General features: G+C 65.7%; 20 protein-coding genes. 3 read left to right on the top strand and 17 right to left on the bottom strand.

The features are described from left to right. Positions 1 to 23: 23 nt before the first annotated feature. Positions 24 to 1247: an arginine deiminase gene (arcA, locus tag VIN30_RS09380; protein WP_338211088.1), complete on the bottom strand. Its 1224-nt coding sequence runs from the start codon at positions 1245 to 1247 to the stop codon at positions 24 to 26. Between the two features lie 392 nt (positions 1248 to 1639). Between arcA and VIN30_RS09375 the strand changes: the two genes are divergently transcribed. Further along, complete coding sequence (locus VIN30_RS09375; protein WP_338211086.1) at positions 1640 to 2602, top strand: helix-turn-helix transcriptional regulator; 963 nt, start codon at positions 1640 to 1642, stop codon at positions 2600 to 2602. A 348-nt stretch (positions 2603 to 2950) separates the two neighbouring features. Next, positions 2951 to 5578 carry a DNA polymerase I gene (gene polA, locus VIN30_RS09370; protein ID WP_338211084.1) on the top strand — a complete coding sequence of 876 codons (2628 nt, stop codon included), beginning with the start codon at positions 2951 to 2953 and terminating at the stop codon, positions 5576 to 5578. A 173-nt stretch (positions 5579 to 5751) separates the two neighbouring features. On the opposite strand, the gene VIN30_RS09365 is transcribed toward polA, so the two are convergent. The 6 genes from VIN30_RS09365 to VIN30_RS09340 all read right to left on the bottom strand — a co-directional run bounded on the left by VIN30_RS09365 (position 5752) and on the right by VIN30_RS09340 (position 12874). Further along, complete coding sequence (locus tag VIN30_RS09365) at positions 5752 to 6426, bottom strand: winged helix-turn-helix transcriptional regulator (protein ID WP_326426820.1); 675 nt, start codon at positions 6424 to 6426, stop codon at positions 5752 to 5754. Continuing rightward, positions 6427 to 7770 carry a glutamine synthetase family protein gene (locus tag VIN30_RS09360; protein WP_326426818.1) on the bottom strand — a complete coding sequence of 448 codons (1344 nt, stop codon included), beginning with the start codon at positions 7768 to 7770 and terminating at the stop codon, positions 6427 to 6429. It lies immediately after the preceding gene. A gap of 405 nt (positions 7771 to 8175) precedes the next feature. Continuing rightward, entirely contained in the window at positions 8176 to 8646 is a 471-nt protein-coding gene (rpmE, locus tag VIN30_RS09355) for a 50S ribosomal protein L31 (RefSeq protein WP_338211081.1), read from the bottom strand. A 291-nt stretch (positions 8647 to 8937) separates the two neighbouring features. Continuing rightward, complete coding sequence (locus tag VIN30_RS09350) at positions 8938 to 9318, bottom strand: desulfoferrodoxin family protein (RefSeq protein ID WP_338211080.1); 381 nt, start codon at positions 9316 to 9318, stop codon at positions 8938 to 8940. Positions 9319 to 9527: 209 nt separating this feature from the next. Then, positions 9528 to 10133, bottom strand: coding sequence for a 4Fe-4S dicluster domain-containing protein (locus VIN30_RS09345; RefSeq protein ID WP_338211079.1), 606 nt, complete (start codon positions 10131 to 10133; stop codon positions 9528 to 9530). 11 nt (positions 10134 to 10144) lie between these two features. Next, entirely contained in the window at positions 10145 to 12874 is a 2730-nt protein-coding gene (locus tag VIN30_RS09340) for a molybdopterin-containing oxidoreductase family protein (protein WP_326425781.1), read from the bottom strand. Between the two features lie 284 nt (positions 12875 to 13158). Between VIN30_RS09340 and VIN30_RS09335 the strand changes: the two genes are divergently transcribed. Further along, complete coding sequence (locus tag VIN30_RS09335) at positions 13159 to 14640, top strand: LuxR family transcriptional regulator (protein WP_326425783.1); 1482 nt, start codon at positions 13159 to 13161, stop codon at positions 14638 to 14640. Here the strand turns inward: VIN30_RS09335 and lgt are convergent. From lgt to sppA, 10 genes are all read right to left on the bottom strand, one after another. Beyond that, a complete protein-coding gene (gene lgt, locus VIN30_RS09330) occupies positions 14637 to 15482 on the bottom strand; it encodes a prolipoprotein diacylglyceryl transferase (protein ID WP_326425937.1) in 846 nt (281 codons plus the stop codon). The genes VIN30_RS09335 and lgt overlap by 4 nt on opposite strands. After that, entirely contained in the window at positions 15482 to 15712 is a 231-nt protein-coding gene (locus VIN30_RS09325; protein WP_338211076.1) for a UDP-N-acetylmuramoylalanyl-D-glutamate--2,6-diaminopimelate ligase, read from the bottom strand. The genes lgt and VIN30_RS09325 overlap by 1 nt, the downstream gene beginning before the upstream one ends. A 7-nt stretch (positions 15713 to 15719) precedes the next feature. After that, positions 15720 to 16013 carry a hypothetical protein gene (locus tag VIN30_RS09320; protein ID WP_326425788.1) on the bottom strand — a complete coding sequence of 98 codons (294 nt, stop codon included), beginning with the start codon at positions 16011 to 16013 and terminating at the stop codon, positions 15720 to 15722. Positions 16014 to 16079: 66 nt separating this feature from the next. Beyond that, positions 16080 to 16310 (bottom strand): NifU family protein, encoded by a 231-nt coding sequence (locus VIN30_RS09315; protein ID WP_296012344.1) that lies wholly within the window; start codon positions 16308 to 16310, stop codon positions 16080 to 16082. Between the two features lie 49 nt (positions 16311 to 16359). Next, the gene (locus VIN30_RS09310) at positions 16360 to 17871 is read right to left on the bottom strand and encodes an LCP family protein (RefSeq protein WP_326425792.1); all 1512 of its coding nucleotides are present in this window, start codon (positions 17869 to 17871) and stop codon (positions 16360 to 16362) included. 8 nt (positions 17872 to 17879) lie between these two features. Continuing rightward, the gene (gene murA / locus VIN30_RS09305; RefSeq protein ID WP_338211071.1) at positions 17880 to 19163 is read right to left on the bottom strand and encodes a UDP-N-acetylglucosamine 1-carboxyvinyltransferase; all 1284 of its coding nucleotides are present in this window, start codon (positions 19161 to 19163) and stop codon (positions 17880 to 17882) included. A gap of 130 nt (positions 19164 to 19293) precedes the next feature. Further along, positions 19294 to 20154, bottom strand: coding sequence for a translation elongation factor Ts (gene tsf / locus VIN30_RS09300; RefSeq protein WP_338211069.1), 861 nt, complete (start codon positions 20152 to 20154; stop codon positions 19294 to 19296). A gap of 175 nt (positions 20155 to 20329) precedes the next feature. Then, on the bottom strand, positions 20330 to 21139 hold the full coding sequence (rpsB, locus tag VIN30_RS09295) for a 30S ribosomal protein S2 (protein WP_338211067.1): 810 nt from the start codon (positions 21137 to 21139) through the stop codon (positions 20330 to 20332). Positions 21140 to 21419: 280 nt separating this feature from the next. Beyond that, positions 21420 to 23450, bottom strand: coding sequence for a class I tRNA ligase family protein (locus tag VIN30_RS09290; protein ID WP_420915326.1), 2031 nt, complete (start codon positions 23448 to 23450; stop codon positions 21420 to 21422). Continuing rightward, entirely contained in the window at positions 23431 to 24537 is a 1107-nt protein-coding gene (gene sppA / locus VIN30_RS09285; RefSeq protein ID WP_338211065.1) for a signal peptide peptidase SppA, read from the bottom strand. Before sppA ends, VIN30_RS09290 begins: the two co-directional genes overlap by 20 nt. Positions 24538 to 24545 lie beyond the last annotated feature (8 nt).

The raw sequence follows: 24545 nt of genomic DNA, 5'->3' as shown, positions 1-24545 counted from the left end.
AACCGCGTGCGGGCGGTATCTCCCTACAGGGCCTCGCGCCAGGCCGGCATGGACATGCAGCGCGGGCCGCCGCGGCCGCGGGAGAGCTCCGCCGACGGCATGACCAGGCAGTTGATGCCGTTCTTGTACAGCACGTCGTTGGTGACGTTGTTGCGCTGGTACACCACCACGGTGCCGGGGCGCACGCACAGGGTGTTAGAGCCGTCGTTCCACTGCTCGCGCTCGGCCGCGATGCGGTCGCCGCCGCCGCAGGGGATCAGCTGCACGGGCTGGCCGACGTAGTCGGTCAGGATGGACTCCAGGTCCTCGTCGCGCTCGCGGATCTTGGTGCCGCCGTTGCCGTCCGGGGTGATCTCGAACACCGTCAGCGGGCCCATGATGCCGGGGTGGATGGTGAACTTGTCGTAGTCGATCTGGGTGAACACCGTGTCCAGGTGCATGAACGCGCGGGACACCGGGATGTTGAAGGCCAGGATGGTGTCGATGGTGGACGTGGGGTCGCTGAACACGTTGTGGGCCAGCTGGTCGATGGCGTCGGGCTCGGTGCGCTGGGAGATGCCGATAGCCAGCACATGGTCGTTGATGTTCAGCACGTCGCCGCCCTCGATGTGGAAGGTGTTCTCGCGGCTGTAGTACTGCGGCACGTCCTTGAAGTCCGGATGGTAGTTGAAGATGTAGTCGCCGTAGATGGTCTCGCGATTACGCGTCTGGCTGTACATGCGGTTGATGCCCACACCGTTGCCGATCATGTTGAAGGGGTCGCGGGTGAAGTACAGGTTGGGCATGGGGGCGCACACCAGCTTCGTGCGGTCGGACACCATGTCCACCAGCAGGTTGGTGTGCTGCTGCGGCAGCTCCTGCAGGTTGATGCCGGCCATGGTCTTCATGACCATGTCCTTGGTGCCCGCGTACTCGGAGTTGATGTAGTCCTTGATGATGTCGGTATACAGGTCGGTGCGGATGCCGGCCTCGTAGATCCACTGGTTCAGGAACTTCTCGCGCAGGGCCGGATCGGTATCCAGGGCCTCGGCCATCAGATCCTCGAGGTAGACGACCTCCACACCCTCGTTGCGCAGGATGTCGGCGAAGGCGTCGTGCTCGGCCTGGGCCACCTCCAAGAACGGGATGTCGTCGAACAGCAGCTCCTCCAGGGTGTTCGGGGTGAGGTTCAAAAGCTCGTTCCCCGGGCGATGGAGGATGACCTTCTTGAGGTTCCCGATCTCGCTCTTGACGTTTACTCCTTGCATAAAGCTCTCCGATCTGGCGCCACCATGGCGCCCGTCGTGTGCCGGCTGCCGTGGTTTCCCTCCACGGCCCATCGCACGTCCATGCGATGCTTCCATGAGCCCAATGTGGAGCATGGGTGCGCGAGGCGATAGGTCTAAACTGGGTGTAGGAGGAGGTTTAAGTTGCGCCTACCGGAAAAAGGCGCCCTCTAAACTTGAGGTAAACACGAGATCAGATAGGATTTTTTCGCTAACATTTTATTGACTTATCGTCAAGAAAAATTATGCGAATCGGCATCGATAAACTGTCAAGCGCTCAAGAAGCCGCGAAATTTCGTTCCCAAATCGTTCCATTGGTCTATAATGGGCGGCGGCTGGTAGATTTTTTTACATGAGGCGGGAGAGATAAGTCCATGGGACTGACGCTGTTCTACGAAACCCTTCTGGTCATTCTCGTTTCCGTGCTTACCTCGGCCGTCTGCCTCTCGGCATTCCTCGTCTCGCGGCAGAAGATCATGTTCTACGCGTCCCTCGGCTTTCTGTTCTACTTCCTCGATGTGGCCTCCATCCTGCAGGATGACTTCGCGGCCCGCTCCTTCATCGATCTGGGCGCCGACTACTACTTCCTGCGCTCGTTTCTCACCATGGCCACCGGCACCGGTTTTCTGGGCGCCTTCTGGATGATGGTGTGCGAGTACATCGGCGAGCGCCGGCGCGCGATTCGAATCGCCCCTATCGCCGTCTTCGTGGCGGCGTCCTGCATCCTGCTGGCGGTGTCGGGCGACAGTCTGCTGCTGCGCTTCCTGTACTACAACTGCCGCGCCGCCTTCCTGGCGTGGATCCTCGTCTACGGGCTGGTGCACTACCTGCGCACCCAAGATTCGGTGGAGCGCCAGCGCCTGGGCCGCTACCGGATGCACTGCCTGGTCATCGGCGTGATGGGGCTGCTCATGATCCTGGAGGACGTGCTGTTCTTCCTGGTCTGGTCGGTGGACGCCATCCAGGTAGGGCCGTTCGTCCTGTCGGCCGAGCGCAACTACTGCGAGAACCTGCTCATGCTGGTGTGTGCGGCCATGATGGGGCATTTCGCACTGCGCCAGCTGTCCATCCACTCGCACACTGCGCCCGTCATGGACGACACGAGCCGCCATCGCCAGACCGCCGCCGACCTCATGGTGTACGCGAGCCGCCACCAGCTCACCCACCGCGAGCAGGAGGTGCTCGACTACATCCTGCGCGACAAGGACAACCAGAATATCGCCTCGTCCATGTCGCTGGCACCCTCCACCGTGAAGGTGCACGTGCACAACATTCTGCAGAAAACGGGTCACGCCAACCGCCAGGAACTCATCCAAGACTTCTGGAAAACGGTGTAGCCTCCGAGCACCCGCGGGGCATGGCGGGCGGCCTGAAGGCCGCCCCTACGGAGACGCGCCACCAATCCCGGCACCCCCCGCGTCGCCCCCCCCCGCGCTTTGCCCCCGCGTCGCCCCCGCGCTTTGCCCCCCCCGCGTCGCCCCCCCCCGCGCTTTGCCCCCGCGCTTTGCCCCCCGCGCTTTGCCCCCCGGCCTCGTAGGGGCGGGCTTTAGCCCGCCCGCCTCGCGTCGTCGCCGCAAGCCCTCCCTCCCCTACCCGCTCGATAACGGAAGATACGTGTGGGGAAAATGATACGGGGCGCCCTTGGGCTATACTGATCCCCACGAAAACCATCGAAGGGATCATCCATGTCGAAGAAGATCGCGGTAATTGACGGCAACTCGCTGATGCACCGAGCCTACCATGCGGTGCAAACACCCATGACCGCCCAGGACGGCACCCCCACCAACGCCGTGTTCGGCTTCCTGTCGATGTTCTGCAAGTTCATCGAGATCGCCGCCCCCGATGCGGTGGTGTGCGCCTTCGACGCCGGCAAGCCCGTGCACCGCATCGAGGCGCTGCAGCAGTACAAGGCCCAGCGCCCGCCCATGGACAACGAGCTGCGCGTGCAGTTCCCCGTCATCGAGGAGCTGCTTGCGGCCATGGCCGTGCCGGTGGTGAAGGTGCCGGGCTGGGAGGGCGACGACATTTTGGGCACCATCGCCGCCCGCGACGAGGCCCTGGGGTTCGAGACTCTGCTGGTCACCGGCGACAAGGACGCCTACCAGCTGGCGAGCGACCTCACGCGCATCGTGACCACCAAGAAGGGCATCACCGACATCACGGTGAACGGACCGGCCGAGGTGGTGGAGCGCTACGGCGTGACACCCGAGCAGTTCATCGACTTTTTGGGCCTGATGGGCGACTCCTCCGACAACATTCCCGGCGTGCCGGGCATCGGCCCCAAAACTGCCACGAAGCTGCTGCAAGCCTACGGCTCCATGGAGGGCATCTACGAGCATATCGACGAGCTGAAGGGCAAGCAGCGCGAGAATCTGGAGAACAACCGCGACATGGCCTTCCTCTCGCGCGAGATCGCCACCATCGTGCGCGACCTCGACTTCCCCGTCGACCTGGAAAGCGCCGCCTTCCCCGCCTTCGACGCCGCCGACGTGGAGGAGGCCTTCGGAAAGTACCAACTGGCAAGCCCGCTTGCCCGCGTGCTGTCCCTCATTAACGTGGAGCCCGCCTCCCGCGAGGTCGACCTGACGCTGGCCGACGAAGTGCGGGGCGACGCGGGAGCCGCCGAGGTGACCCGGGCCTGCGCCGCCGGCGAGACCATCGGCGTGGCCTTCGTCGATCCCGAGCAGGTGTCGCTGTTCAACGAGGGGGCCACCGCGGCCTTCGTCACCGACCAGGCCACCGTGATCGCCGAAGGCGACGAGGCCCTGGACCTGTTCGCCGCCATCGTGCGCGACGGCATCTTCTGCGCCCTGGACGTGAAGGCCGACCTGCACCGCGTGTACCCGGCCGACACCGCCGAGCCCGCGCGCTTAAGCGACGCCGAGGTGCTGGCCAGCCGCGGATTCGACCTGGGCGTGGCCGGCTACGTGCTGAACTCGTCCACCAGTTCCTACACCTACGACTCGCTGATGGAGACGATCGCCGGCGCCACCCTGCCGACCGCGGAAAGCGACGCCGAGCGAGCGGCCTTGCGCGCTACGGCGGCGCGACTGCTGAGGAGCCTGATGGAGGAGGCGCTGAGAAAGGACGGCACCTGGGATGCCTACGCCGACATCGACCTGCCGCTCGTGGGCGTGCTCGCCTGCATGGAGCGCGTGGGCGCGGCCATCGACGTGCCGCTGCTGGAGGAGCTGGGCGCCAAGGCCCAGGCCGAGGTAGACGAGCTGACAGCCCAGATTCACGAGCTGGCGGGCGAGCCCTTCAACCTGAGCAGCCCCAAGCAGCTGGCCCATATCCTGTTCGAGGTGCTGCAGCTGCCGGCCAAGAAGAAGAACCAGCGCGGCTATTCCACCGACGCAAAGGTGCTCACCGAGCTGTCGGCCATCCACCCGCTGCCGGCGCTCATCCTGCGCTACCGCGAGTTCTCGAAGATCAAGACCACCTACATCGACGCCCTGCCGCGCATGCGCGCCCTCGACGGCCGCGTGCACACCCAGTTCAACGAGACGGTGACCACCACCGGACGCCTGTCGTCGTCCGATCCGAACCTGCAGAACATTCCCGTGCGCACCGATTTCGGGCGCCAGATTCGCAGCTGCTTCGTTCCTTTGCGCGAGGGCGAGCTGTTCCTGTCGGCCGACTACTCGCAGATCGAGCTGCGCCTGCTGGCGCACCTCTCGGCCGACGAGCACTTGGTGGCCGCCTTCAATTCGGGCGCCGACCTGCACACCTCCACAGCTGCCCGCGTCTTCGGCGTAGCACCCGAGGAGGTGACGTCGCAACTGCGCAGTCGGGCCAAGGCGGTGAACTTCGGCATCGTGTACGGCCAGCAGGCCTACGGGCTGTCGCAGACGCTGGAAATTCCCATGGCGGAGGCCAAGGAGATGATCGACCGCTACTTTGAGGTGTACCCCGGCGTGCGCTCTTACCTGGACAACACCGTGGCCGAGGCCAAGGAACGCGGTTTCGCCACCACGATGTTCGGCCGCAAACGCCATATTCCCGAGCTGCGCAGCTCCAACGGCCAGCAGCGCGGCTTCGGCGAGCGCACCGCCATGAACCACCCCATGCAGGGCACGGCGGCCGACATCATCAAGATGGCCATGAACGAGGTACAACGCCGCCTGCTCGCCGAGGGCTTCCGCGCCCAGCTGATGATCCAGGTGCACGACGAACTGGACTTCTCGGTGCCCATCGACGAGGTGGAGCGCCTGTCGGCCATGGTGCGCGAGGTGATGGAGAACGTGGCGCAGCTGCGCGTGCCCCTGCTGGTAGATGTCAGCTGGGGTCCCACCTGGGCCGAAGCGCACTAGCCTCCCCGAACGCACCCGTAGGGGCGGGCTTCAGCCCGCCCGTCCCGACCCATTCGCAGGGGCGGGCTTCAGCCCCTCGCTCCGATCCATTCCGTAGGGGCGGGCTTCAGCCCGCCCGTTTCCCGCACCAAAAAGGGCGGCCTGAAGGCCGCCCCTACGAACAACGTGATGCCCTACATGTTCCACAAATAGCCGACACCGCGCACGGTTTCCAGACGCTGGGCCAACTCGGGGCCCAGCTTTGCGCGCACACGCCGCACGTGCACGTCCACCGTACGGCTGCCACCGTAGTAGTCGAAGCCCCATACCCGGCGCAGCAGCGCGTCGCGGGAATAGGTGCGCCCCGGATGCGTGACTAAAAACGACAGCAGCGCATATTCCAAATAGGTAAGATCCACCGGCTCGCCGCCCACCTTCACCTGGTAGGTGGCGAGGTTCACCGTCATGTTGTCCACCACAATGTAGTCGCCTGACGACCCCTCGTTTCCAGGCCACAGCAGCTGGCGGATGCGCTGGGCGCACTCGGCCGCCGAGGCGCCGTGCACCACGAAATCGGCCTTGCACGACACCGGCAGGCGGAACTCGGCCAGCTGATCGTCGTTCACAATGACCAGCATGGCGCCCGTGCCTTCCTCGGCCAACGCGGACTCCACGGCGGACAGCGGGGTGGCCGCCGCATCGCGGGCCTCGTAGATTACCAGGTCGTGGGTCGGATGCGCCGCGAGCAGCTTCTTGAACTGCGCCGACGAGCCGGCAGCCACATCCACATCAAGCTTTGAGAGCACCTGCTGGAACTTGTGGGCGTTATCCAAGCTGTCGGCAATGAAGATAACGGTCTTACGCTGCATCTACAACACCGCCAAATCGCGCTTCAGCTCCCAGGGCGTCACAATGCCCTGGTACGCGTCCCACTCCGCGCGCTTGGTGCGCACCAGGTAGTCGTGGATGTGCTCGCCCAGCGTCTCGCGCATCAGACGGCTCTCAGCGAACAGCTCCACCGCCTCCCCCAGCGTCGCGGGCAGCGGCAGCACGCCGCGGGCGCGATGCTCGTGGCGGCTGCAGCCCAGGGGGGCCCCGTCATCTACCGGGGGCATCAGCTCCAGCCCCTCCTCGATGCCCGCCAGGCCCGCGGCCAGCATCACCGCGAAGGCCAGATAGGGGTTCGCTGCCGGATCGGGGCTGCGCAGCTCCACCCGGCACGCCGACTCGCTGTGGGGGCGGTAGCCGGGAATGCGCACCAGCGTCGACCGGTTGCGAGCGCCCCAGCTCACGCACGTGGGCGCTTCCCCTCCCGGCTGCAGGCGCTTGTAGGAGTTCACGTACTGATTCGTCACCAAGGTGAACTCCGGGGCGTATTTCAGCAGCCCCGCGATGTAGCTCTTCGCCGTGGCCGACAGGTTGTAGCCCGACGGATCGTCCGCATCGAAGAACACGTTGTTGCCGTCCAGGTCGATGAGGCTCTGGTGCACATGCATGCCGCTGCCGGGCGCGTCAGCCATGGGCTTGGGCATGAACGAGGCGTATACCCCGTGCTTCATGGCTATTTCCTTCACCACCTGCTTGTAGGTCATCACCGCATCGGCCATAGACAGCGCATCGGCGTAGCGCAGGTCAATCTCGTGCTGGGAAGGGCCTTTCTCGTGGTGCGAGTACTCCACGGGAATGCCCATCTTCTCCAAGGTGAGCACCGTATCGCGCCGCAAGTCGGAGGCTGAATCCAGCGAGGTGAGGTCGAAGTAGCTGCCGTGGTCGAGCACGTCGGTGCCCTGGGCGTCCTTGAAGTAGAAGTACTCCAACTCGGGCCCCACGATAAAGGAGTAGCCGAGCTCCGACGCCTTGCGCACCATGCGCTCCAGCACGTGGCGCGGGTCGCCCTCGTAAGGATCGCCCTCGGGCGTGCGGATGGCGCAGATCATGCGAGCCACGGCATTCGATTGCGGGCGCCAGGGCAGCACCTGGAACGTTGAGGGATCGGGAAAGGCCAGCATATCCGACTCGCTGGCCGCCGCAAAGCCCTCGATGCAGCTGCCATCGAAGCCCATGCCGTCTTCGAAGGCCGCTTCCAGCTCGCCGGGAACCACGGCGAACGACTTCATATTCCCCAGCACATCGGTGAACCAGAAACGCACGAAGTGCACGTCGCGGCTCTCGATGGTCTTCAGTACGAAATCTTGCTCCGGGTTGTGTACCACGTCTGCTCCCTCGTCTCGTTCGCTTACCGCGCCCATTATAGTTCGCGCCATTCCCGACCCCGGGGAAATTTACGTTCCCGCAACGAAACCCCGCCCGTCGGCCCCGCAGGGGCGGGCCTTCAGCCCGCCCATCGCCGCCGGTCCCCCGCAGGGGCGGGCCTTCAGCCCGCCCATCGTCGCCGGTCCCCCGCAGGGGCGGGCTTCAGCCCGCCCGTTGCCGCCCACACCGTAGGGGCGGGCTTCAGCCCGCCCGTTACCATCAACGCCCGAGCGGGCGGCCTAAAGGCCGCCCCTACGGGATAACCCTCCTGCCGAGGGCGGCCTGAAGGCCGCCCCTACGAAGCTCGGAAACAAAAAAAGCCCGCTGCTCGAATGCAGCGGGCTTTCAGGTGCAGCGAAGCAAGGCTACTCGGCGGCCTCCACCTCGGCCTCGGTCAGCTCCACGCCGGGAGCCTCCTCAGCAGTGGCCTCGGCAGCAGCGTCGTCGGCGGCCTGAACCTCGGCCACGGCCTCGGCGCGGACGGCCTCCTCGGCGGCCTTGGCGGCGTAGGCGGCAGCACGCTCGGCCTTAGCAGCGGCCTTGGCCTCGCGCTCGGCCTTCTTGGCGGCCTCGCGCTCGGCGATCTGAGCGGCACGCTCGGCCTTGCGAGCGGCCTCGCGCTCGGCAACGACGTCCTTGGCGGCGCCGAAGCGGTCGGCAAAGCGCTGCACGCGTCCGCCGGTGTCGATCAGCTTCTGGGTGCCGGTGTAGAAGGGATGGCACGCATTGCAGATGTCGATCTTCAGCTCGGGCTTGGTGGAGCGGGTGGTGAAGGTGTTGCCGCAGCTGCACTTCACAACGCAGTCCACGTACTCCGGATGAATTCCTTGCTTCATGGGTTCTCCTATCTTCCCTTGGTTTCCGACCAAGGATTCCGAATGTGGCTTGGTTTCCGACCAAGCCAGAGACAAGCTTGTTTATATTAGCACCAATTCCCCATAATGCAATAAGAAAGACCCGCAATACACGGGTCTTTCAAGAACAGGCACGGTAGGCCGCGGATAGGGGGTGAGGGTCCGCGCGGAGTTCCACAGCGACTGGAAATGCCCAGTGGGCATTTCCGCCAAGCGAGGACTGTCCGAGCACGGCGCCCTTACCTCCTAGCCGCGGCCGGACAAGCAGAGCTCTTACAGCTCGGTCACCCACAGGCCGTGGAGGTTGCAGTGCTCGTACACGCGCACCGGCGTCTCACCCTCGGGCACCAGGAACTCGGCGTGGGGCGCCTCGCCCGGGTTCAGCGGCTTGATCTGGTAGCCCTTATCGGTCACCAGGCAAATGAACTGGATCCAGTGCTCCTCCATCATGGGATGGTCCACCGAGCCCACATTCACGATCACCTTGTTGCCCTCAACCTCAACGGCGGGCACGTGCTTCTCCAGCGCGGCATCCTGGGAATCGGCCACCAGTTCCACCATCGGCTCGCCGCAGCACACCAGCGGCACGCCGGCGTCGTATACCTTCACGGCAATGTTGCCGCAGTGCATGCACTTGTAGAAACGAACGTCCATGACTCACCTCGCATCTCTTCGAACTCATTAATCTCGGCCGGCACGCAGGGCGCTATTCACCGACCGTCAACCATTGTAGGGGAAATGCCCCGCACCGCCGAGGCGCACGCACAATCGACAACACCCCGTTATATAGGCCGCTGCGAAAAGCCGGCGCCCCGCGGGAGGGTGCGGGGCGCCGTTGTCGAAGGAAGGCTGGACAGGTCTGGTTACTTCGCGTCCACCACCGGCAGGTAGAACACGCGCGGGTTCGTGCCCTCTTCGGGCAGGTAGGCCCCGCCGCCGCGTTCCTCGGCCATCTTCTTCATGTCCTCCAAGGGGCCGAAGAAGCGTGCCTCGGCCATGCAGGCGCGCACGCACACGGGGTCGGGCTCGCCGGTGCCCGCGTGTCCGATGCAGAAGTCGCACTTGTCCATGGTCATCTTCTTGGCCGTGGCGTAGGCCACTTCCTCGTACTCGTTGGGGCCGTCCTCGAAGTAGCCCTCGCCGCTTTCCCACAAATAGCGCGCCCCGTAGGGGCAGACGGTCTGACAGCTGCCGCAACCGATGCACTCGTCCTTGTCGATGGTCACGATGCCGTCCTCGCGCAGGGTGCTGGCGCCCGTGGGACAGATTTCAGCGCAGGGCGCCGTCTCGCACATCATGCACAGCATGGGGCGGATGGTGCGGCGCGCGTTGGGATAGGTGCCCTCGGTGCCGCGCACCACGTTCGAACGCAGCACGCCCGGAGGCGTTCCGTTCGCCTGCTTGCAGGCCACCGAGCAACCGTGGCAGCCCACGCACTTCTCCAGGTCGATCACAAATCCGTATTCCATCATCAGCCCCCTTACGCGATCTTCTCAAGCTTGCAGCGCACGCACTGGTCCACGCCCGAGCACAGATGGTCCATGCGCGCCGGGTCGCCAGCAGGCACCAGATGGTTCACCGCCGTGCCCTTGGTGCGGCCCACCGGCTGGAACGCCGACTGGGCCCCCAAATGACCGCCCACGCTGGCCACGCACTCGGGATGCACGAACTCGGTCACCACGGCCACGCCTTCCACGATGTCGCCCTCGCGGTTCGACAGGCGCACCTTATCGCCCGAGGCGATGCCCTTGGCGGCGGCCGTCTGGGCGTTCACCTCCAGGAAATAGGTGCAGTCGTCCAGTTCGTTGATCTCGTTGATCCAGGCGTTCTGCACCTGCCAGGTGTCGGTGTTGATGGCATTGGTCCAGTACACCGGGAACAGATCGAAATCGGGATCCTCCACCTCGTGGTCCACGCAGGGCTTCCACTCGGGCAGCGGCATGTAGTCGTCGGTCTCCCAGGGAATGCCCAGGCGCGCCACCTCGGCCTCCACCTTCTCCTTGGCCTCGAGCATGAAGTCAAAGTACAGCGGAATGCGCCCGGGCTGCCCGGCGGCGAACACGTACACCTCGTCGGCCTTGCGGTCGCGGGTCAGCACGCCGTTCTCGCGGAACCATTCCACGCCGCGGCCCTCGCCTGCCAGCGACTTCAGCGCCGCATCGCACACGCGCTCGGCGGTGATCTGCTCAGTGCCGTCCAGCTTGTACTCGTCGGCCAGACGGTAGTAGTCGTTCAGCGCGCCCGAGTACTCGGCGGTCTTGCCGGCCTTGGCGGCCAGGGCCCCGAAGGTGTCCAGCGCCGAGGGGCAGTCGTCCTTCGCCGGCACGATGGGCATGCGACCGGCCACGATGTAGGGCACCTCGGGACAGCCCGGCACGCGATGGTTGTTGAAGGACAGCGGCAGCGGATCGAAGCGCTCCAGATAGCACGGCTCGGGAATGATCAGGTCGTAGTAGTACGACGAGTCGTTCAGATAGATGTCCATGCCGAAGATCCAGTCGAAAGACTCCAGCACCTTGGCCTGGTAATCATGGTTGCACCAGTTCTTCAACGGGTTCGAGGCCACGCAGAAGGCCACTTCCGACGGCTTGGTCTTGTACACGTCGGGCTGCACCTGGGCGATGTAGCCGAAATGCTGGTCCATAGTCAGCGGCTGCAGTTCCTCCAGGGCCTCGGTGGTGGGCGTGTAGCTCATCTCGCGCACCTTCTGGTAGTGCGACTGGTTCGCCGGGTATCCGTGGGCCATGGCCAGATCGTTGATGAGGCCGTCCTCCTCCCACACGTCGAATTCCCAGGTGTGGTCGGTGTCGCCCTCGTAGAAGCCGTAGGCGTTCTTGGTGTAGTAGCCCAAATATCCGCCGCGGGCGAAGGTGTTGCCGATGAGCGTGTTCAGCTGCAGCAGCGCCCACTGGGACACGAAGCCGTGCTTGTGGCGGGCGATGCCGCTGAAGATGTCCACCGCGGCCGGGCGGTAGGGCACCGTGAGCCCGTCCACCTCCACCGTCTGCCCGATGCAGGCGGCCTCGCCGAACTCGCGGGCCAGGCGGCGAATGGTGTCGGCCGGCACCGTGGAAATCTGCTCGGCGTACTCGGGCGTGTAGGTGGCCACGTGCTCCTTGAAAATGCTGAAGGCCGTCTTGCAGGGGCGCCCGTCAACCTCGAAGGAGCCTTCCAGAGCCGGCTTCTGGGCAACGTCGTAGGCAGCCGGGGCGCCGGTGGCCTCGTCCCAGTACAGCGCCTTGTTGCCGCTGTCGGCCGCACGCACCACGCGGCGCGTCTCCACATCCACCAGCGACGGGCCGTTCGTGCGGTTGGTCAGGAACTCCTCGTCGTAGATGCCGTACTCGTTCACCAGCAGGTTCGCCATGGCCAGGGCCACGGCCGCATCGGTGCCGGGGCGAATGGGAATCCACTCGTCGGCCTTCTCGGCGGCCCCGGACATGTGCGGGTCGAAGTTCACCAACTTGCAGCCGTTCTTGCGGCTCTCGGCGAAGATCTTGGCGGTGATGCCCATGCCGTGGCGCGTGGCCACACCGGCCTGGGTGCCGAACTGCATCAGGTACTTGCAGTTGCCGTAGTCGGGCGTAGCGTTGCCACTGCCGGTGAGCAGCCCCGTGATGGTGTGGGTGGGCGCGCCGCAGATGTCGGCCTTGAAGGGCACGGGAATGTTGCCGTTGCTGCCCAGCCAGTTCATGGCGTCAATCCAAGAGATAAGGCTGGTGATAAGGGCGAACACGATAATGGGATTGCCCTTCTCCTTCTGCTCCTCCAGCTTCTCCAGAATAAGGTCGTAGGCCTCGTCCCACGAGATTTCCTCCCAACCCGGATCGATGCCGACGCCCTTCTCGGGATTGGTGCGGCGCAAGGGCTTGGTGATGCGGCTCTCGTCGTACAGCTGCATAATGCCGGCCGTGCCCTTACCGCACAGATGGCCCCATCCGGCGGGGCTGCGGTCGTCGCCCTTGATCTCCACCAGCTTGCCGTCCACCACATGCCCCAGGATGCTGCACGCGTTGAAGCACATGTTGCACTGCGAGGGCAGCCACTCCCCCGCATCGGGCGCGATGCCCGCGCCGGTGGCGGCCAGATCGTCTTCGGTCGCGGGCGCGGCCGCGCAGCCTGCCAGGCCGGCCGTCACCGCAGCGGCGGCGGTGGCGCCCCCGGCCACGAAGGCGCGGCGGCTCAGCGTGGACTTGCTCTGTTCGGTCATAGTCTCCTCCTCTTAGCTCGTCTCATCGCCCGCGTCCTCGCGCGGGCCGACGCCGGTCGCCCCGGGCGTCCGGCCGTGCCGCGGGCCTGTGGCTCCTTCCCCTCGCGGCTTTCCGCGGCCCTGGGAGCACCATAGCGCGAGCAAGCGGAAAACGGCCAGGTCGGAGGGGGTGGTATCCGAAAATACCCCTCTCAGGGGGATACCTCGGAGGTGCCGGAGGGCCGCTCCTTCGGGCGCGTTCGCGCCAAACCCGATACAATAGAGGGCGGCAAGGGGGAAACATCATGGCAAAACTGAGCATGGGATATCTGCGCAAGCGCGTCCAGCTGGCCGCGTTCAACTTCGACGTGCGCCCGGGCATTGTCGCCGGCTTCGCATTGCATTGGACCTGGGTGTGGGTGACGTTCTGGAGCCAGAAGTTCTACCAGGCCTCCCCCGCTCCGGCCGGCACGCCGCTGCTGTCGCTGGAGCCGCTGTGGCTTTTGTCCATCGCTTCGAACGTGCTGTGCTACGGTGCGCTGTTCGTCTGGTACCTGCGCGGGGAATGCATCCGGCGCCCCGCTGCGGCCGCCTGGGCCGCCGCAGCCGTCACCTCCGTCGGCACGGCGCTCATCGGACTGCCCGCCGAGGCGCTCGCGGGCGGCAGCGCGGGCTTTGTGGCCGGCGCGCTGCTCACCGGCGTGGGCAGCGCCGTGGAGGTCGTGCTGTGGGCCAGTCTCATCGCCGGACGCGGAGCGCGGCAGGTGGTGGTGTACAGTGTGCTGGCCACCCTTGCAGGCAGCGGCTTTTTCTTCGTCCTCACCCTGCTGCCCGCCGCAGCGGCCCGCTGGATCACCGTTCTTATCCCCGTGGCGGAGATGTGGCTGCTCACGCACCAGCAGGCAGCGGAGGCCGCGTCGCCGGCATGCGACGCCGACTGGGAGGTGCCCGCGCTTCGGCCCATCGTGGAAATCGGCGCCATCTCTTTGTTCTTCGGCTTTTCCTACGGCATGATGAAGGGGTTCTTCGCAGGGGCAACCGACGACCTCATCGCCATTCGCGACATCCTCAACGTGAGCGCACTCATCTTAGGCGCCGTGGCCATCCTGCTCACCATGAGCGTGCTGCGCATGGACTTCCGCCATATGACCTACCAGGTGGCGCTGCCGCTCATGGCGGCGGGGTTCGTGCTGTACTCCCTGGGCTACCCCTGCGACCTCATCGGATTCGCCGCCCACCAGATGGGCTACCAGTACTTCTATATCATCATCTGGGCCCTGTGGGCCGTGCTGGCCTACGACCGCCGAAGCCCCGTGGCGCTGTTTGCCAGCGTTTCCATGATGGCCATCATGATCGGGCAGCTGACAGGATCGGTGCTGGGCGCCCAGCTGATGGCCCTGGCCCACGACCGCTACACCGTGGCCGTCATCGCCGCCTGCTCGGTGTTCGTCATCCTGCTCGTGGCGCTGTTCGCCTTCGAGAGCCCCTTCCCCGGATCGGACCGCAACCTGTTCAGCGCCCCGGGTAGCCGGGAGGCGGCGGCACCCCGCTTCAAGCTATCGGTGCAGCAGCTGGCGCAGAGCCGCGGCCTGTCGCCCCGGGAAACCGAGGTGTTCTCCTATCTGGCCCGCGGGCGCAACTGCAGCTTCATCAGCGCCCAGCTGGTCATCTCGGAGGAAACGGCCAAGACCCACATCAAGCGCATCTACCGCAAGTTCGGCGTGCACTCCCAACAGGCCCTGCTCGACCTCATCGAGCTGGACGGGCACCGCCCGAGCGAGCCCTAGCGCGGCCGGGAAGCGCCCTTCGGCTCCTTCCGCGGACCTTCCTGGGGCAGTTTTGCGCGCACCGACCACAGCAGCACGGCAATGCCCGCGATAATCAGCGGCGCCGACAGCACCTGGCCCATGGTCAGCCAGCCGCCCCACAGGTAGCCCAGCTGCACATCAGGCTCGCGCACGAACTCGATGAGGAAGCGGAACACGCCGTACAGCACTAGAAACGTGCCGACGAACGTGCCGCGCGGACGCGGCGGCATACGGCGCGACAGGGCGAACAGCACCAGGAAGATGACGAGCCCCTCCAGCACTGCCTCGTACAGCTGGCTGGGATGGCGCGGCATCATGCCGGCAGCACCACCGAACACCACGCCGATGGGCCAGTCGGTGGGCGCGCCCCACAGCTCGCCGTTCACGAAGTTGGCGCAGCGACCGAAGAACAGCCCCACGGGCGCGGCGATGGCACCCAGATCGGCCAGGGTGAGGAAGGGGATGCGCGTGAGCCGCGCGGCCACCGCACCGCCCAAAAGCAGCCCCGCCAAGCCTCCGTGGAAGCTCATGCCCCCCTGGTTGAAGGCCAGTATCTCCAGCGGGTGGGCGAGGTAGTAGCCGTCGCCGTAGAACAGCACGTAGCCCAGCCGCGCCCCCACCACCACGCCGATGATGGCGCACACCATCAGCGTCAGCAGATCGTCCTCGGTCAGGCCCAGCTTCCAGCGGCGCGCCACCCGGTAGATGATGAAGGCGGCCAGGGCGAAGCCGAGCACGTAGGCAAGCCCGTACCAGCGCACGGTCAAAGGCCCGATGGCCAGCGCAACGGGATCCAGGTTCTGGTAGATGTCGTTCAGCATCATGACGTTCCCTCATGGGCGCCCATACCGGCACCCAGCTCGATGGCGGCAAATACGACTTCCTCCCGCAGGGAGGGTGGAATGGCCCCCAGCGACGACAGCTTCGCCGCGCAATGGGGGCAGGTCAGCGCATACAGGGCCATATCGGCGCGCAGCACCATCATGGAGTCGAACGTGCGCACGTCGATGTCGTCGGCCCCGCAACGAGGGCATTTCACCGTGGATCTCATCGGCACCTCAGAGAATGAACCGGTTGCGCCCGCTGAACTTCTCGCGGGCATTGGGCGCATTCGGGTCGATATCGGGCCCGTGCACCAGGAAGTGCTCGCAGAAGCGGCACACCTGCTTGATGGCGGCCTCGTAGTCGCGCTGAGGGTTCAGCAGCACGTCGAAGTCCTCGCAGACCACATGGGTGGGACGATGGCAGGCCGCATAATGGCAGTCGGCCGGGCACGGCTCGCCGGGCACGTTGTGGGGACAGCGCCCCTGCATCTCCTCATCGCATCCGCGACGGCTCCAACACCCTTCCATAGCCAGCCTTCCTCGCAAAAAGCGGGCCCCGCAGAGCCCGCTCGTCTTCCAAATCTCGCGCCTCGCCTACTGAGCCGGCACCACGCTCGTCACGCCGGGCACGCGCTCCTTCAGGATGCGCTCCACGCCGTTGGCCAGCGTCATCTGCGACATGGGGCAGCCCTTGCAGGCACCCTGCAGCTCCACGGTAACCACGCCGTCCTCGGACACGTCCACCAGCTGCACATCGCCACCATCGGCCTGCAGGCTCGGGCGGATCAGCTCCAGCACGGCGGCGACATCGGACTTCTCAACCATAATGGCACTCCTTTGCAAAAGGTCTTATATCGAGGGAATCATAACACAGCTACGAGCCGGCAGGTATCCAGTCCTTGCCGATAATCACCAACACGTCAGTATCGAAGGTGTAGAAGTCGCCCCCGTTCACCACGCGGCCCGCGGCCAAATCGCTCACAATGGCCTTGGCGGCCACCTCGTAGGCGGCGTCCTTGTAGATGACGAGCGTTTCGGGATAGGTGGTGTTGTCGTCGGTGTTTCCCACGTACTTCACTTGGTAGCCCGCCGATTCCAGCAGCTCGCCCATGCGCTTGGCGGCACCGGTCACCTGGGCTCCGTTGCGCACGTCCACGGTGATGAGCGCGCGGTTCACATTCGCGATGGAGCCTTCGGCGTTCTGAGGGGCGTTACCCGCCCGCACGGCATCCATCATGGAAGCCAGCTCGTCGTCATCCACCCGGTATACCGAGCCGTTCTCGTCCTCCGTCAAATGCCCCGGCACCACCCCGGCGTACACCACCGCATCCGACAGGGGGCGCAGGGCATCACCCAGGGCGATAATCTGCCCGCTCGTCCAGTCGGTGCTCACGCTCGGCGCCGCGTCGGACACCACCGAGGGGAAGCTCAGGCCCTCGCCCGAAGTAGCGCGTCCGGCCAGGTTCACGGTGAACATGGCGCGATTGGTGGCCTGGGTGGTCAAGCCGTCGGTGAAATTCGTGGCGCGCAGCAGCGTGAGGGCCTGGGAGCCGTCCAGGGTCTGCTCGCCGGCAGCCAGCACATTCGTGCCCGCCCGCGGGTCGTCCACTTCCACGGCCAGGTTCACCGGCACGCCGCCCACCAGATCCACCAGGCGCCGAATGCCCGCGGCATCGGTGCTGGCGAAGTGGGCGATATCAACTCCCAGCAGCTGGGACACCTGGCGAATAAGCTCGGCATCGCCACCGACGGAGGCGGCCTCGGCCAGCGTATGGCGCTCGCCGTCGGACATCTCCACGGAAATCTGAGACGGCACCGTGACGAAGGTGAGGGTGCGCGCAGCCTCGTCGATGCGCACCGCCATATAAGCCTCATCCTGTTCGCCGCTGGAACCCAGCTGAGCCGTGCACAGGGCAAAGTAGGCCTCCCCCTCCGCCGGAGCTACCAAGGCCTCCCGTGCATTGGAGTCGCCCAGCGACAAACGGGCATCCGAGAAGGCGAAGAACGCCCCGATACCGGCTGCGACGGCGATGGCGGCCACGACGATGGCCACCATCGCCCCCGTGGCCACGCGCTTCTTGCGCGCCGTGGACTGAATCTGCTCGGCGTAGCCGCGCCGGCTGGAGCGCCGGGCGAAATCGGCGTCGCTCTCGCCGCTCGTGGCCCCCGGATCAATCTGATCCACATAGCCGCGCGTGGCGCGCCGCGAGCGATGGCTGTCGGAAAAATCGACGCGATTCGTGCCCGCGTCCCCCCGCTCCGCGCTGTGGCGCCCCCGTTTCACGCTCGGGCGCTCCACGTGGGAGCCGATCATGGAGCCGTTCATGCGACGCGAGGTGCGCTTGGTCTGCGAGGCGGAGAAGCCCTTCTTCCCGTGCAATGCCATGAACGCCCCTAGCCTGCCACGCTGTCGGCGGAAACGCGGCGGATGTCAGCGCCCAGCGACGCCAGCTTGCCCACGTAGTCCTCGTAGCCGCGGTCGATGTGCTCCAGGTGGTGCACGCTCGTCTCGCCGTCGGCCACGATGCCCGCCAGCACCAGCGCCGCCCCGGCGCGCAGATCGGTGGACGACACCGGCGCGCCTTCCAACTCCGCGACGCCGCGCACGATGGCGTGGTGATCGTCCAGCGTCACATCGGCGCCCATGCGCATCAGCTCGGCGGCGAACATGAAGCGGTTCTCGAACACGTTCTCGGTGATCACCGACACATCGTCGGCCAGAGCCGCCAGCAGCATGAACTGGGCCTGCAGGTCGGTGGGGAAGCCGGGGTGCGGCAGCGTCTGAATGTCCACCGAAGCCAAGGGCTCGGTGCGGCTCACGCGCACCCAATCGTCGCCCGTCTCGACATCGCAGCCCATGGCCCGCAGCTTCATAATGGCCATGCGCAGGAAGGCCGGATCAATGCCGTGCACCGTCACGGGGCCGCCGGTCAGCGCGCCGCCCACCAGGAAGGTGCCCGCTTCGATGCGGTCGCCCACCGTCGTGTGCTCGCAGGGGTGCATGGCGGAAAGCGGCACGCCCTCGATCTCGATCAGCGAGCTACCGGCACCCGACACCTTCGCGCCCATGGCGTTCAGCATGTTCGCCAAATCCTCGATCTCGGGCTCGCAGGCCGCGTTCTCGATAGCCGTGTGCCCCTCGGCGGTCACGGCGGCCATCAGCATGTTCTCGGTGGCACCCACCGAGGGGAACTCCAGGTACACATGGGTACCCTTCATACCGTGGGGCGTGGTGGCCTCAAGCACGCCGTGGTCCACGTCGAAGTGCACGCCCAGAGCCTCCAGGCCCACCAGGTGCATGTCGATCTTGCGGGCGCCGATCTGGCAGCCGCCGGGCATGGCCACGCGAGCCTCGCCGAAACGCCCGATCAGCGGCCCCAGCACCGAGATGGAGGCGCGCATCTTCGACACCAGCTCGTAAGGGGTCTCGCAGCAGTCCACCGATGCGGTATCGATGGTGAGCGTGTGCCCGTCGCGCACGACGGTGGCGCCCAGGCGCTCCAGCACCTCGCTCATGATCTCGATATCGGAAATGAGGGGCACGTTGTGCAGAACGGTGACGCCCTGCCCCAGAAGCGAGGCGGCCATCAGCTTCAGCGCCGAGTTCTTGGCACCGGCCACGCTGACATCGCCGGCAAGGGCGCGGTTGCCCCGAACGATGATGACTTCCTGGTTCATTTCTAGTCCTTTGTGCGGGCGCGCGGCGCCCAGTAGTCCATCATACGGTCTATAAGTTTCACCATTATAGAAAAAAGGCCGCGTTTACACGCGGCCTTTCCCTCATCGGAACAAAAAATCCAGCGGTAGATTACTCGCCCAGGGCGAAGCGCACGAAGCCGGTGATGGCGATGGTGCCGCCCAGCTCCTTGGCACACTCGTCGGCATACTGGGACACCGTCTGGTCGGGGTTCTTCACGAAGTCCTGCTCGGCGAGGCAGTTCTCCTTGTAGAACTTGTCCATGCGGCCCTCGGCGATCTTCTCCTGGATGGCCTCCGGCTTGCCGGACTCGGCGGCCTGGGCCTTGTAGATCTCCATCTCGTGGGCGGCCACGTCGGCGGGCACGTCCTCGCGGGTGGCGGACACGGGATTCAGGGCGGCCACCTGCATGGCGATGTCGCGACCGCACTTCTGGAAGCCCTCGGAAGCCGGGTCGATGCCCTCGACGGCGAACGTCACCAGCACGCCGATCTTGCCGCCGCCGTGGATGTAGGCGGCCACCGCCGGAGCCTCCACCACGGCCACGCGAGCCAGCTGGGAGTTCTCGCCCATCACGTGGATGCAGTCGGTCACGATCTCCTCGACGGTCTCGCCGTCGATGGAAGCGGCCTTCAGAGCGTCCACGTCGGCAGCCTTGGAAGCCAGGGCGGCGCGGGCGATCTTCTCGGCGTAGGCCTTGAACTTCTCGTTCATGCCCACGAAGTCGGTCTCGCAGTTCAGCTCGACCACGGCGCCGGTGGTGCAGGCGTCGTCCACGATGGCCATGACGGTGCCCTCGTTGGTGGCGCGCCCGGCCTTCTTGGCCACGGCGGCCAGACCGCGGGTGCGCAGCACGTCGACGGCTTTCTCCATGTCGCCCTCGGCCTCGGCCAGGGCCTTCTTGCACTCCATCATGCCCGCGCCGGTCATCTCGCGGAGCTCCTTCACCATGGAAGCGGTGATGTCAGCCATGAATCCTCCTTTGGGGTTTCGCGGGGTCGGGTTTCAGCCCGTCCCGTACTGTTTCGTAGGGGCCGGGCCTCACCCCGTCCCCGCACCGTTTCGTAGGGGCGGGCTTCAGCCCGCCCGCAGCATCCCGATCGAGGGAGGGCTGAAGCCCTCCCCTACAATGCGCTTTGCGGCCGGACTATTCGGCCAGGTCGGCGGCAACCTCGGCGGCAGCGCCCTCGGCCACGTCGGCGGCGGCCTCCACGGCCACCTCGGCCACGGCGTCGGCAGCAGCGGCCTCGCCGGCCATCTCGGCGGCGGTCACATCGGCACCGGTGCCGGCGATAACGGCGTCGGCCATGAAGTCGGCCAGCAGGCGCACCGAGCGAATGGCGTCGTCGTTGGCCGGGATGCCGTAATCCACGTCATCCGGATCGCAGTTGGTGTCCAGCGTGCCCACGACGGGGATGTTCAGGCGGTGGGCCTCATGCAGGGCGATGCCCTCGCGGTTGGTGTCGATCACGAAGATGGCGTCGGGCACCTTCTTCATGTTGCGGATGCCGTTCAGGTTGGTCTGCAGCTTCGCCAGCTCCTTGTGCAGCAGGATCTGCTCCTTCTTCGGCAGCAGCGCCATGCGGCCGTCGGCGTCCATGGCCTCCAGCTCCTCCATGCGCTTCACGCGGGTGCGAATGGTGGCGAAGTTGGTGAGCATACCGCCGAGCCAGCGGGCGTTCACGTAGGGCATGCCGCAGCGGTTGGCGGCCTCGGACACGGCCTCCTGGGCCTGCTTCTTGGTGCCCACGAACAGCACGGTGCCGCCCTTGCGGGTAAGGTTGCTCACGAAGGTGTAGGCGGCGTCCAGACCGTACAGGGTCTGCTTCAGGTCGATGATATAGATGTCACCGCGGCTGCCGAAGATGTACGGCTTCATCTTGGGGTTCCAGCGGCGGGTCTGATGCCCGAAGTGCGCGCCGGCGTCGAGCAGCGTGGTAATGCTGACTTTCGTCATGATCACTCCATTCGTTAGTCCTCTGCCCGAGGTCTTCCCGACATACCGCAGCCTTTTTCCGGTGGCCACTCGCGGTGTCGGTCGCCCGAGCATGTGTGATAGTTGCCGCTGCACCCGCACGCCTGCGAGAGCAGCCTGTCTAAAATAGCACAATCCCCCGCTAATGCAAGGGATTCTGGACATTTATTCTTTTAATAACCCGCAGGTTCGCCCAAGGAAGCCAGCGAGGTTCCAACAGGTGCCTGTCGGAACCTCAGCATCGGCTGGTCCGCCCGTTCCGTCAGGACGGGCGGAACTGAGACTCGTGTTTGCGGAAGAAGTCGAAACGCGGGGGCAGCTCGTGCACGCGGTGCGCGCCGGCGTCGATCTCGATGGCCGGGCAGAGCTCCTCGTTGGAGTCGAAGTCGTAGTTCCAGCTGAAGAACTCGTCGAAGTCGAAGCTCAGGTAGTCGCAGATCTTCTCGCAGCCCACCGGCACGATGGGGTGCATCAACAGCGTAGCCATGCGCAGCAGGTAGAACGAGTCCACAAGCACCTGGCGACGCGCTGCAGCGTCATCGGCCTCCTCGGCGGCCTTGATACCGTCGGCCCACCACTTGTTCGACCAGCGGATGAACTCGTCGCACACCGACATCACGCGGTGCAGCTCCACCTTGTGCATGCGCTCCTCGTAGTCGAGCAGCGCCTGGAAGGCACGGCGGCGCACCTCGGGCGTCACCGCGCCTAAGGGCATGCAGCCGTCGAAGTTCTTCTGGGCCTCGTAGAAGCAGCTGCGGGCCAGGCGATTGAACACGTTGGTCAGCAGCGCCCCCTCCTTCAGAGCCGGATCGGCCACGCGCGGGTCGTCGCGCTTGGCCGGGTCGGGGTCGAAGGGCTTCGGCGAGAAGCCGACCGACTTCTGGTCGAGCCCCAGGGCCAGAAAGTGCGCGCGCAGCTGCTCGGGAGTGTAATGCTCCAGCAGCTCCTCGCCCGTGGGCGGCTTCACCGAGCCCGACGAGGAGGCCTTCTTCTTCCCGAACAGCATGTGGTGGTTCGCCACGAGCGTGGTCTGGCGCATCTGGGAGTCGGGGCCCTCGGCGAACAGGCCGCCCGGGCGCAGCGCCTCCCACAGCGCCGGCTGGGCCACGCCGTAGAAGTACAGGTTGTCCTGGCCGATGAACTGGTACACCCGCGCGTCGTCGGAGCACCAGAAGTCGCGCCAGCTCGTGCGCGGCAGCCCGCGCTCGTCGTTGATGGTGATGGTGAACGAAATGGGCGCCCACAGCGATTCGGGCCAGCACCACACGGTGAGCCCCTCCACGTCATCGATGACCGGCGCGCGCACACCCCACTCGATGTTGCCCGTGATGCGGAAGGGCACGAGGGTCTTCGAGGTGCGGAAGCGCAGGCCGGCGGCGGCCAGCGCGTCGCGGGCCGCGTCGCGCTCGCCGATGGAGGCGAACTGGATCTCGAAGGACTGCTTGTTGCCCTCGGCGGGACGGAACTCATGGGGCGGCAGGCTCGGGGCCATGGCCTCGTACTCTTCCAAATGCTCGTTCTTCACGAAGATCACCGGCGGCGCCAGAAACTCGGCGATGGCCTTCGTGACCACGGGACGCACCTCATCGTCGGCCTCCAGGGCGCGCACGTGCTCCTTCAGGAAGTCCTCGAAGGCGGGCAGGTCGAAGTACCAGTTCTCCACCGGGCGCATTTCGGGCGTGGCGCCCGTGAGGGTGGACACCGGCGCGATGAGGTCCACCGGCGCGTACTGGTGACCCAGGTCGCATTCGTCGGCATAGGCGTGTTCCGACTTGCACCCCTGCACCGGGCAGCGCCCCTGCACCTGGCGGCCGTTCAGGAACGTGCCGGCCTCGGCATCATAGAACTGCAGGGTGGAATCCAACTTCAAATGTCCGCTCTCGTGCAGCCGCTCGATGAACTGGTCGGAGATCATCTGGTGCACATCGCCGGCATGCCCGATACCGCTGCCCTCGTAGATGTCCAAGCTCACCTGGAAGGCCTCGAGCGTTGCCTTCTGGCGCTCGTGGTTCGCCAGCACGTAGTCGGCGATGGTGCCCGTAAACTCGCCGGCCTCCACCAGCTTGCGGTAGCCCTCGTTGATGGGGCTGCCGAAGCAGTCGGTGCCCGACACGAAGCGCACGTTCTCGGCGCCGATGCGGTCGCGCAAAAAGCGGGCGAAGGCATCGGCGGGCACGAACACGCCGCCGATATGACCGAAGTGCAAGGGCTTGTTGCCGTAGGGCATGCCCGCCGTCACCACGGCGCGGGCAGGCCATTCCACACGAGGTCTGCTATTCAAGTCCGACACGATCCTCCAACTCCTTCAACGCGCGGGTCGTCTCATCGTCGTTCTGCTCGCCCATGATATCCAGCAGGCGCGACAAGTCGCTCGAGGACGACTGCAAGTACACGGTATCCGCATGGGACACGCCCGCCAGCTCGCAGGCCTTGTCCACGGCCATCTCCAAGGTGCCTATCTCGTCGACCAAGCCGTTCTCCACCCCATCGATGCCAGTGAAGGTAAGCCCCGTGGCCAGGGCGCGCACCTCGTCTTCGCTCATGCCGCGCCCCTCGGCCACCGTCTCAATGAACACGGTATTGATCTGGTCGACCTGGGCCTGGTAGTAGGCGCGCTCCTCCTCGGTGAGGGGGCGGTTGCCGTAGCTGGAGTCCTTGGAATCGGCCGAGGTGATGTTGTCCACCGAGATGCCCAGCTTCTCGTAGAGCCCCGATAAGTCGGTCACCTGCATGATCACGCCGATGGAGCCCACCGCCGAGGTCTCGGCGGCGAAGATGTAGTCGGCCCGGGACGAGATCATGTAGGCGGCGCTCGCGTCCATGGAGGCGCACGAGACCACCACCGGCTTGCTGAAATCGCTCACGTAGCGGGACATCTCCTCGCCAGCCGTGGCCACGCCGCCGCCGGAATTGACGCGCAGCACCACCGCCTTGATATGCGGGTTCGCCTCGGCGGCGTCCAGCTGGGCCTTCAGGCCCTCGGGACTTGAGGTGGTGCCGTCGTACTGAATGGTGCCATCGATGTTGATGATGCCCACCGTGTCGCCCGTCACCGTTTCGGTCCACGAAGGGGTCTCATAGGAGAAGGCGCCCATGGAGCTGGACATCACCGCGGTGCACGAGCCGATGGAGACCAGCCCCAGCACGAAGAAGGCGATGACGGCCACCAAAGCCACGATCCAGCCGCGACGCTTCGCCGGCGGGGCGGCAACGGGAGCCGCATAGGCCGGCTGGGGCTGGGGGGCAGCATAGCCGTAGGGACTGGCCGCGGGCTGGGGTTGGGGCTGGGGCTGAGCGCCCCCGGGGAGCGGCCCCGCTTGGGGCGTCGGTGCCTGGCCGGTGCCCCAAGCAGTGCTCTGCCACTGATTCTGATCAGTCATAATGCTCG

It is taken from the genome of Adlercreutzia wanghongyangiae (assembly GCF_035989245.1).
GTDB classification, from domain to species: Bacteria; Actinomycetota; Coriobacteriia; order Coriobacteriales; family Eggerthellaceae; genus Adlercreutzia; species Adlercreutzia wanghongyangiae.
This window is presented reverse-complemented; position numbering and strand designations above follow the sequence as displayed.

Coding starts and splice junctions, on each gene's coding strand:
- arcA (WP_338211088.1), bottom strand. CDS start 1,247: ATGCAAGGAGTAAACGTCAAGAGCGAGATCGGGAACCTCAAGAAGGTC.
- VIN30_RS09375 (WP_338211086.1), top strand. CDS start 1,640: ATGGGACTGACGCTGTTCTACGAAACCCTTCTGGTCATTCTCGTTTCC.
- polA (WP_338211084.1), top strand. CDS start 2,951: ATGTCGAAGAAGATCGCGGTAATTGACGGCAACTCGCTGATGCACCGA.
- VIN30_RS09365 (WP_326426820.1), bottom strand. CDS start 6,426: ATGCAGCGTAAGACCGTTATCTTCATTGCCGACAGCTTGGATAACGCC.
- rpmE (WP_338211081.1), bottom strand. CDS start 8,646: ATGAAGCAAGGAATTCATCCGGAGTACGTGGACTGCGTTGTGAAGTGC.
- VIN30_RS09350 (WP_338211080.1), bottom strand. CDS start 9,318: ATGGACGTTCGTTTCTACAAGTGCATGCACTGCGGCAACATTGCCGTG.
- VIN30_RS09345 (WP_338211079.1), bottom strand. CDS start 10,133: ATGGAATACGGATTTGTGATCGACCTGGAGAAGTGCGTGGGCTGCCAC.
- VIN30_RS09340 (WP_326425781.1), bottom strand. CDS start 12,874: ATGACCGAACAGAGCAAGTCCACGCTGAGCCGCCGCGCCTTCGTGGCC.
- VIN30_RS09335 (WP_326425783.1), top strand. CDS start 13,159: ATGGCAAAACTGAGCATGGGATATCTGCGCAAGCGCGTCCAGCTGGCC.
- lgt (WP_326425937.1), bottom strand. CDS start 15,482: ATGCTGAACGACATCTACCAGAACCTGGATCCCGTTGCGCTGGCCATC.
- VIN30_RS09325 (WP_338211076.1), bottom strand. CDS start 15,712: ATGAGATCCACGGTGAAATGCCCTCGTTGCGGGGCCGACGACATCGAC.
- VIN30_RS09320 (WP_326425788.1), bottom strand. CDS start 16,013: ATGGAAGGGTGTTGGAGCCGTCGCGGATGCGATGAGGAGATGCAGGGG.
- VIN30_RS09315 (WP_296012344.1), bottom strand. CDS start 16,310: ATGGTTGAGAAGTCCGATGTCGCCGCCGTGCTGGAGCTGATCCGCCCG.
- VIN30_RS09310 (WP_326425792.1), bottom strand. CDS start 17,871: ATGGCATTGCACGGGAAGAAGGGCTTCTCCGCCTCGCAGACCAAGCGC.
- murA (WP_338211071.1), bottom strand. CDS start 19,163: ATGAACCAGGAAGTCATCATCGTTCGGGGCAACCGCGCCCTTGCCGGC.
- tsf (WP_338211069.1), bottom strand. CDS start 20,154: ATGGCTGACATCACCGCTTCCATGGTGAAGGAGCTCCGCGAGATGACC.
- rpsB (WP_338211067.1), bottom strand. CDS start 21,139: ATGACGAAAGTCAGCATTACCACGCTGCTCGACGCCGGCGCGCACTTC.
- sppA (WP_338211065.1), bottom strand. CDS start 24,537: ATGACTGATCAGAATCAGTGGCAGAGCACTGCTTGGGGCACCGGCCAG.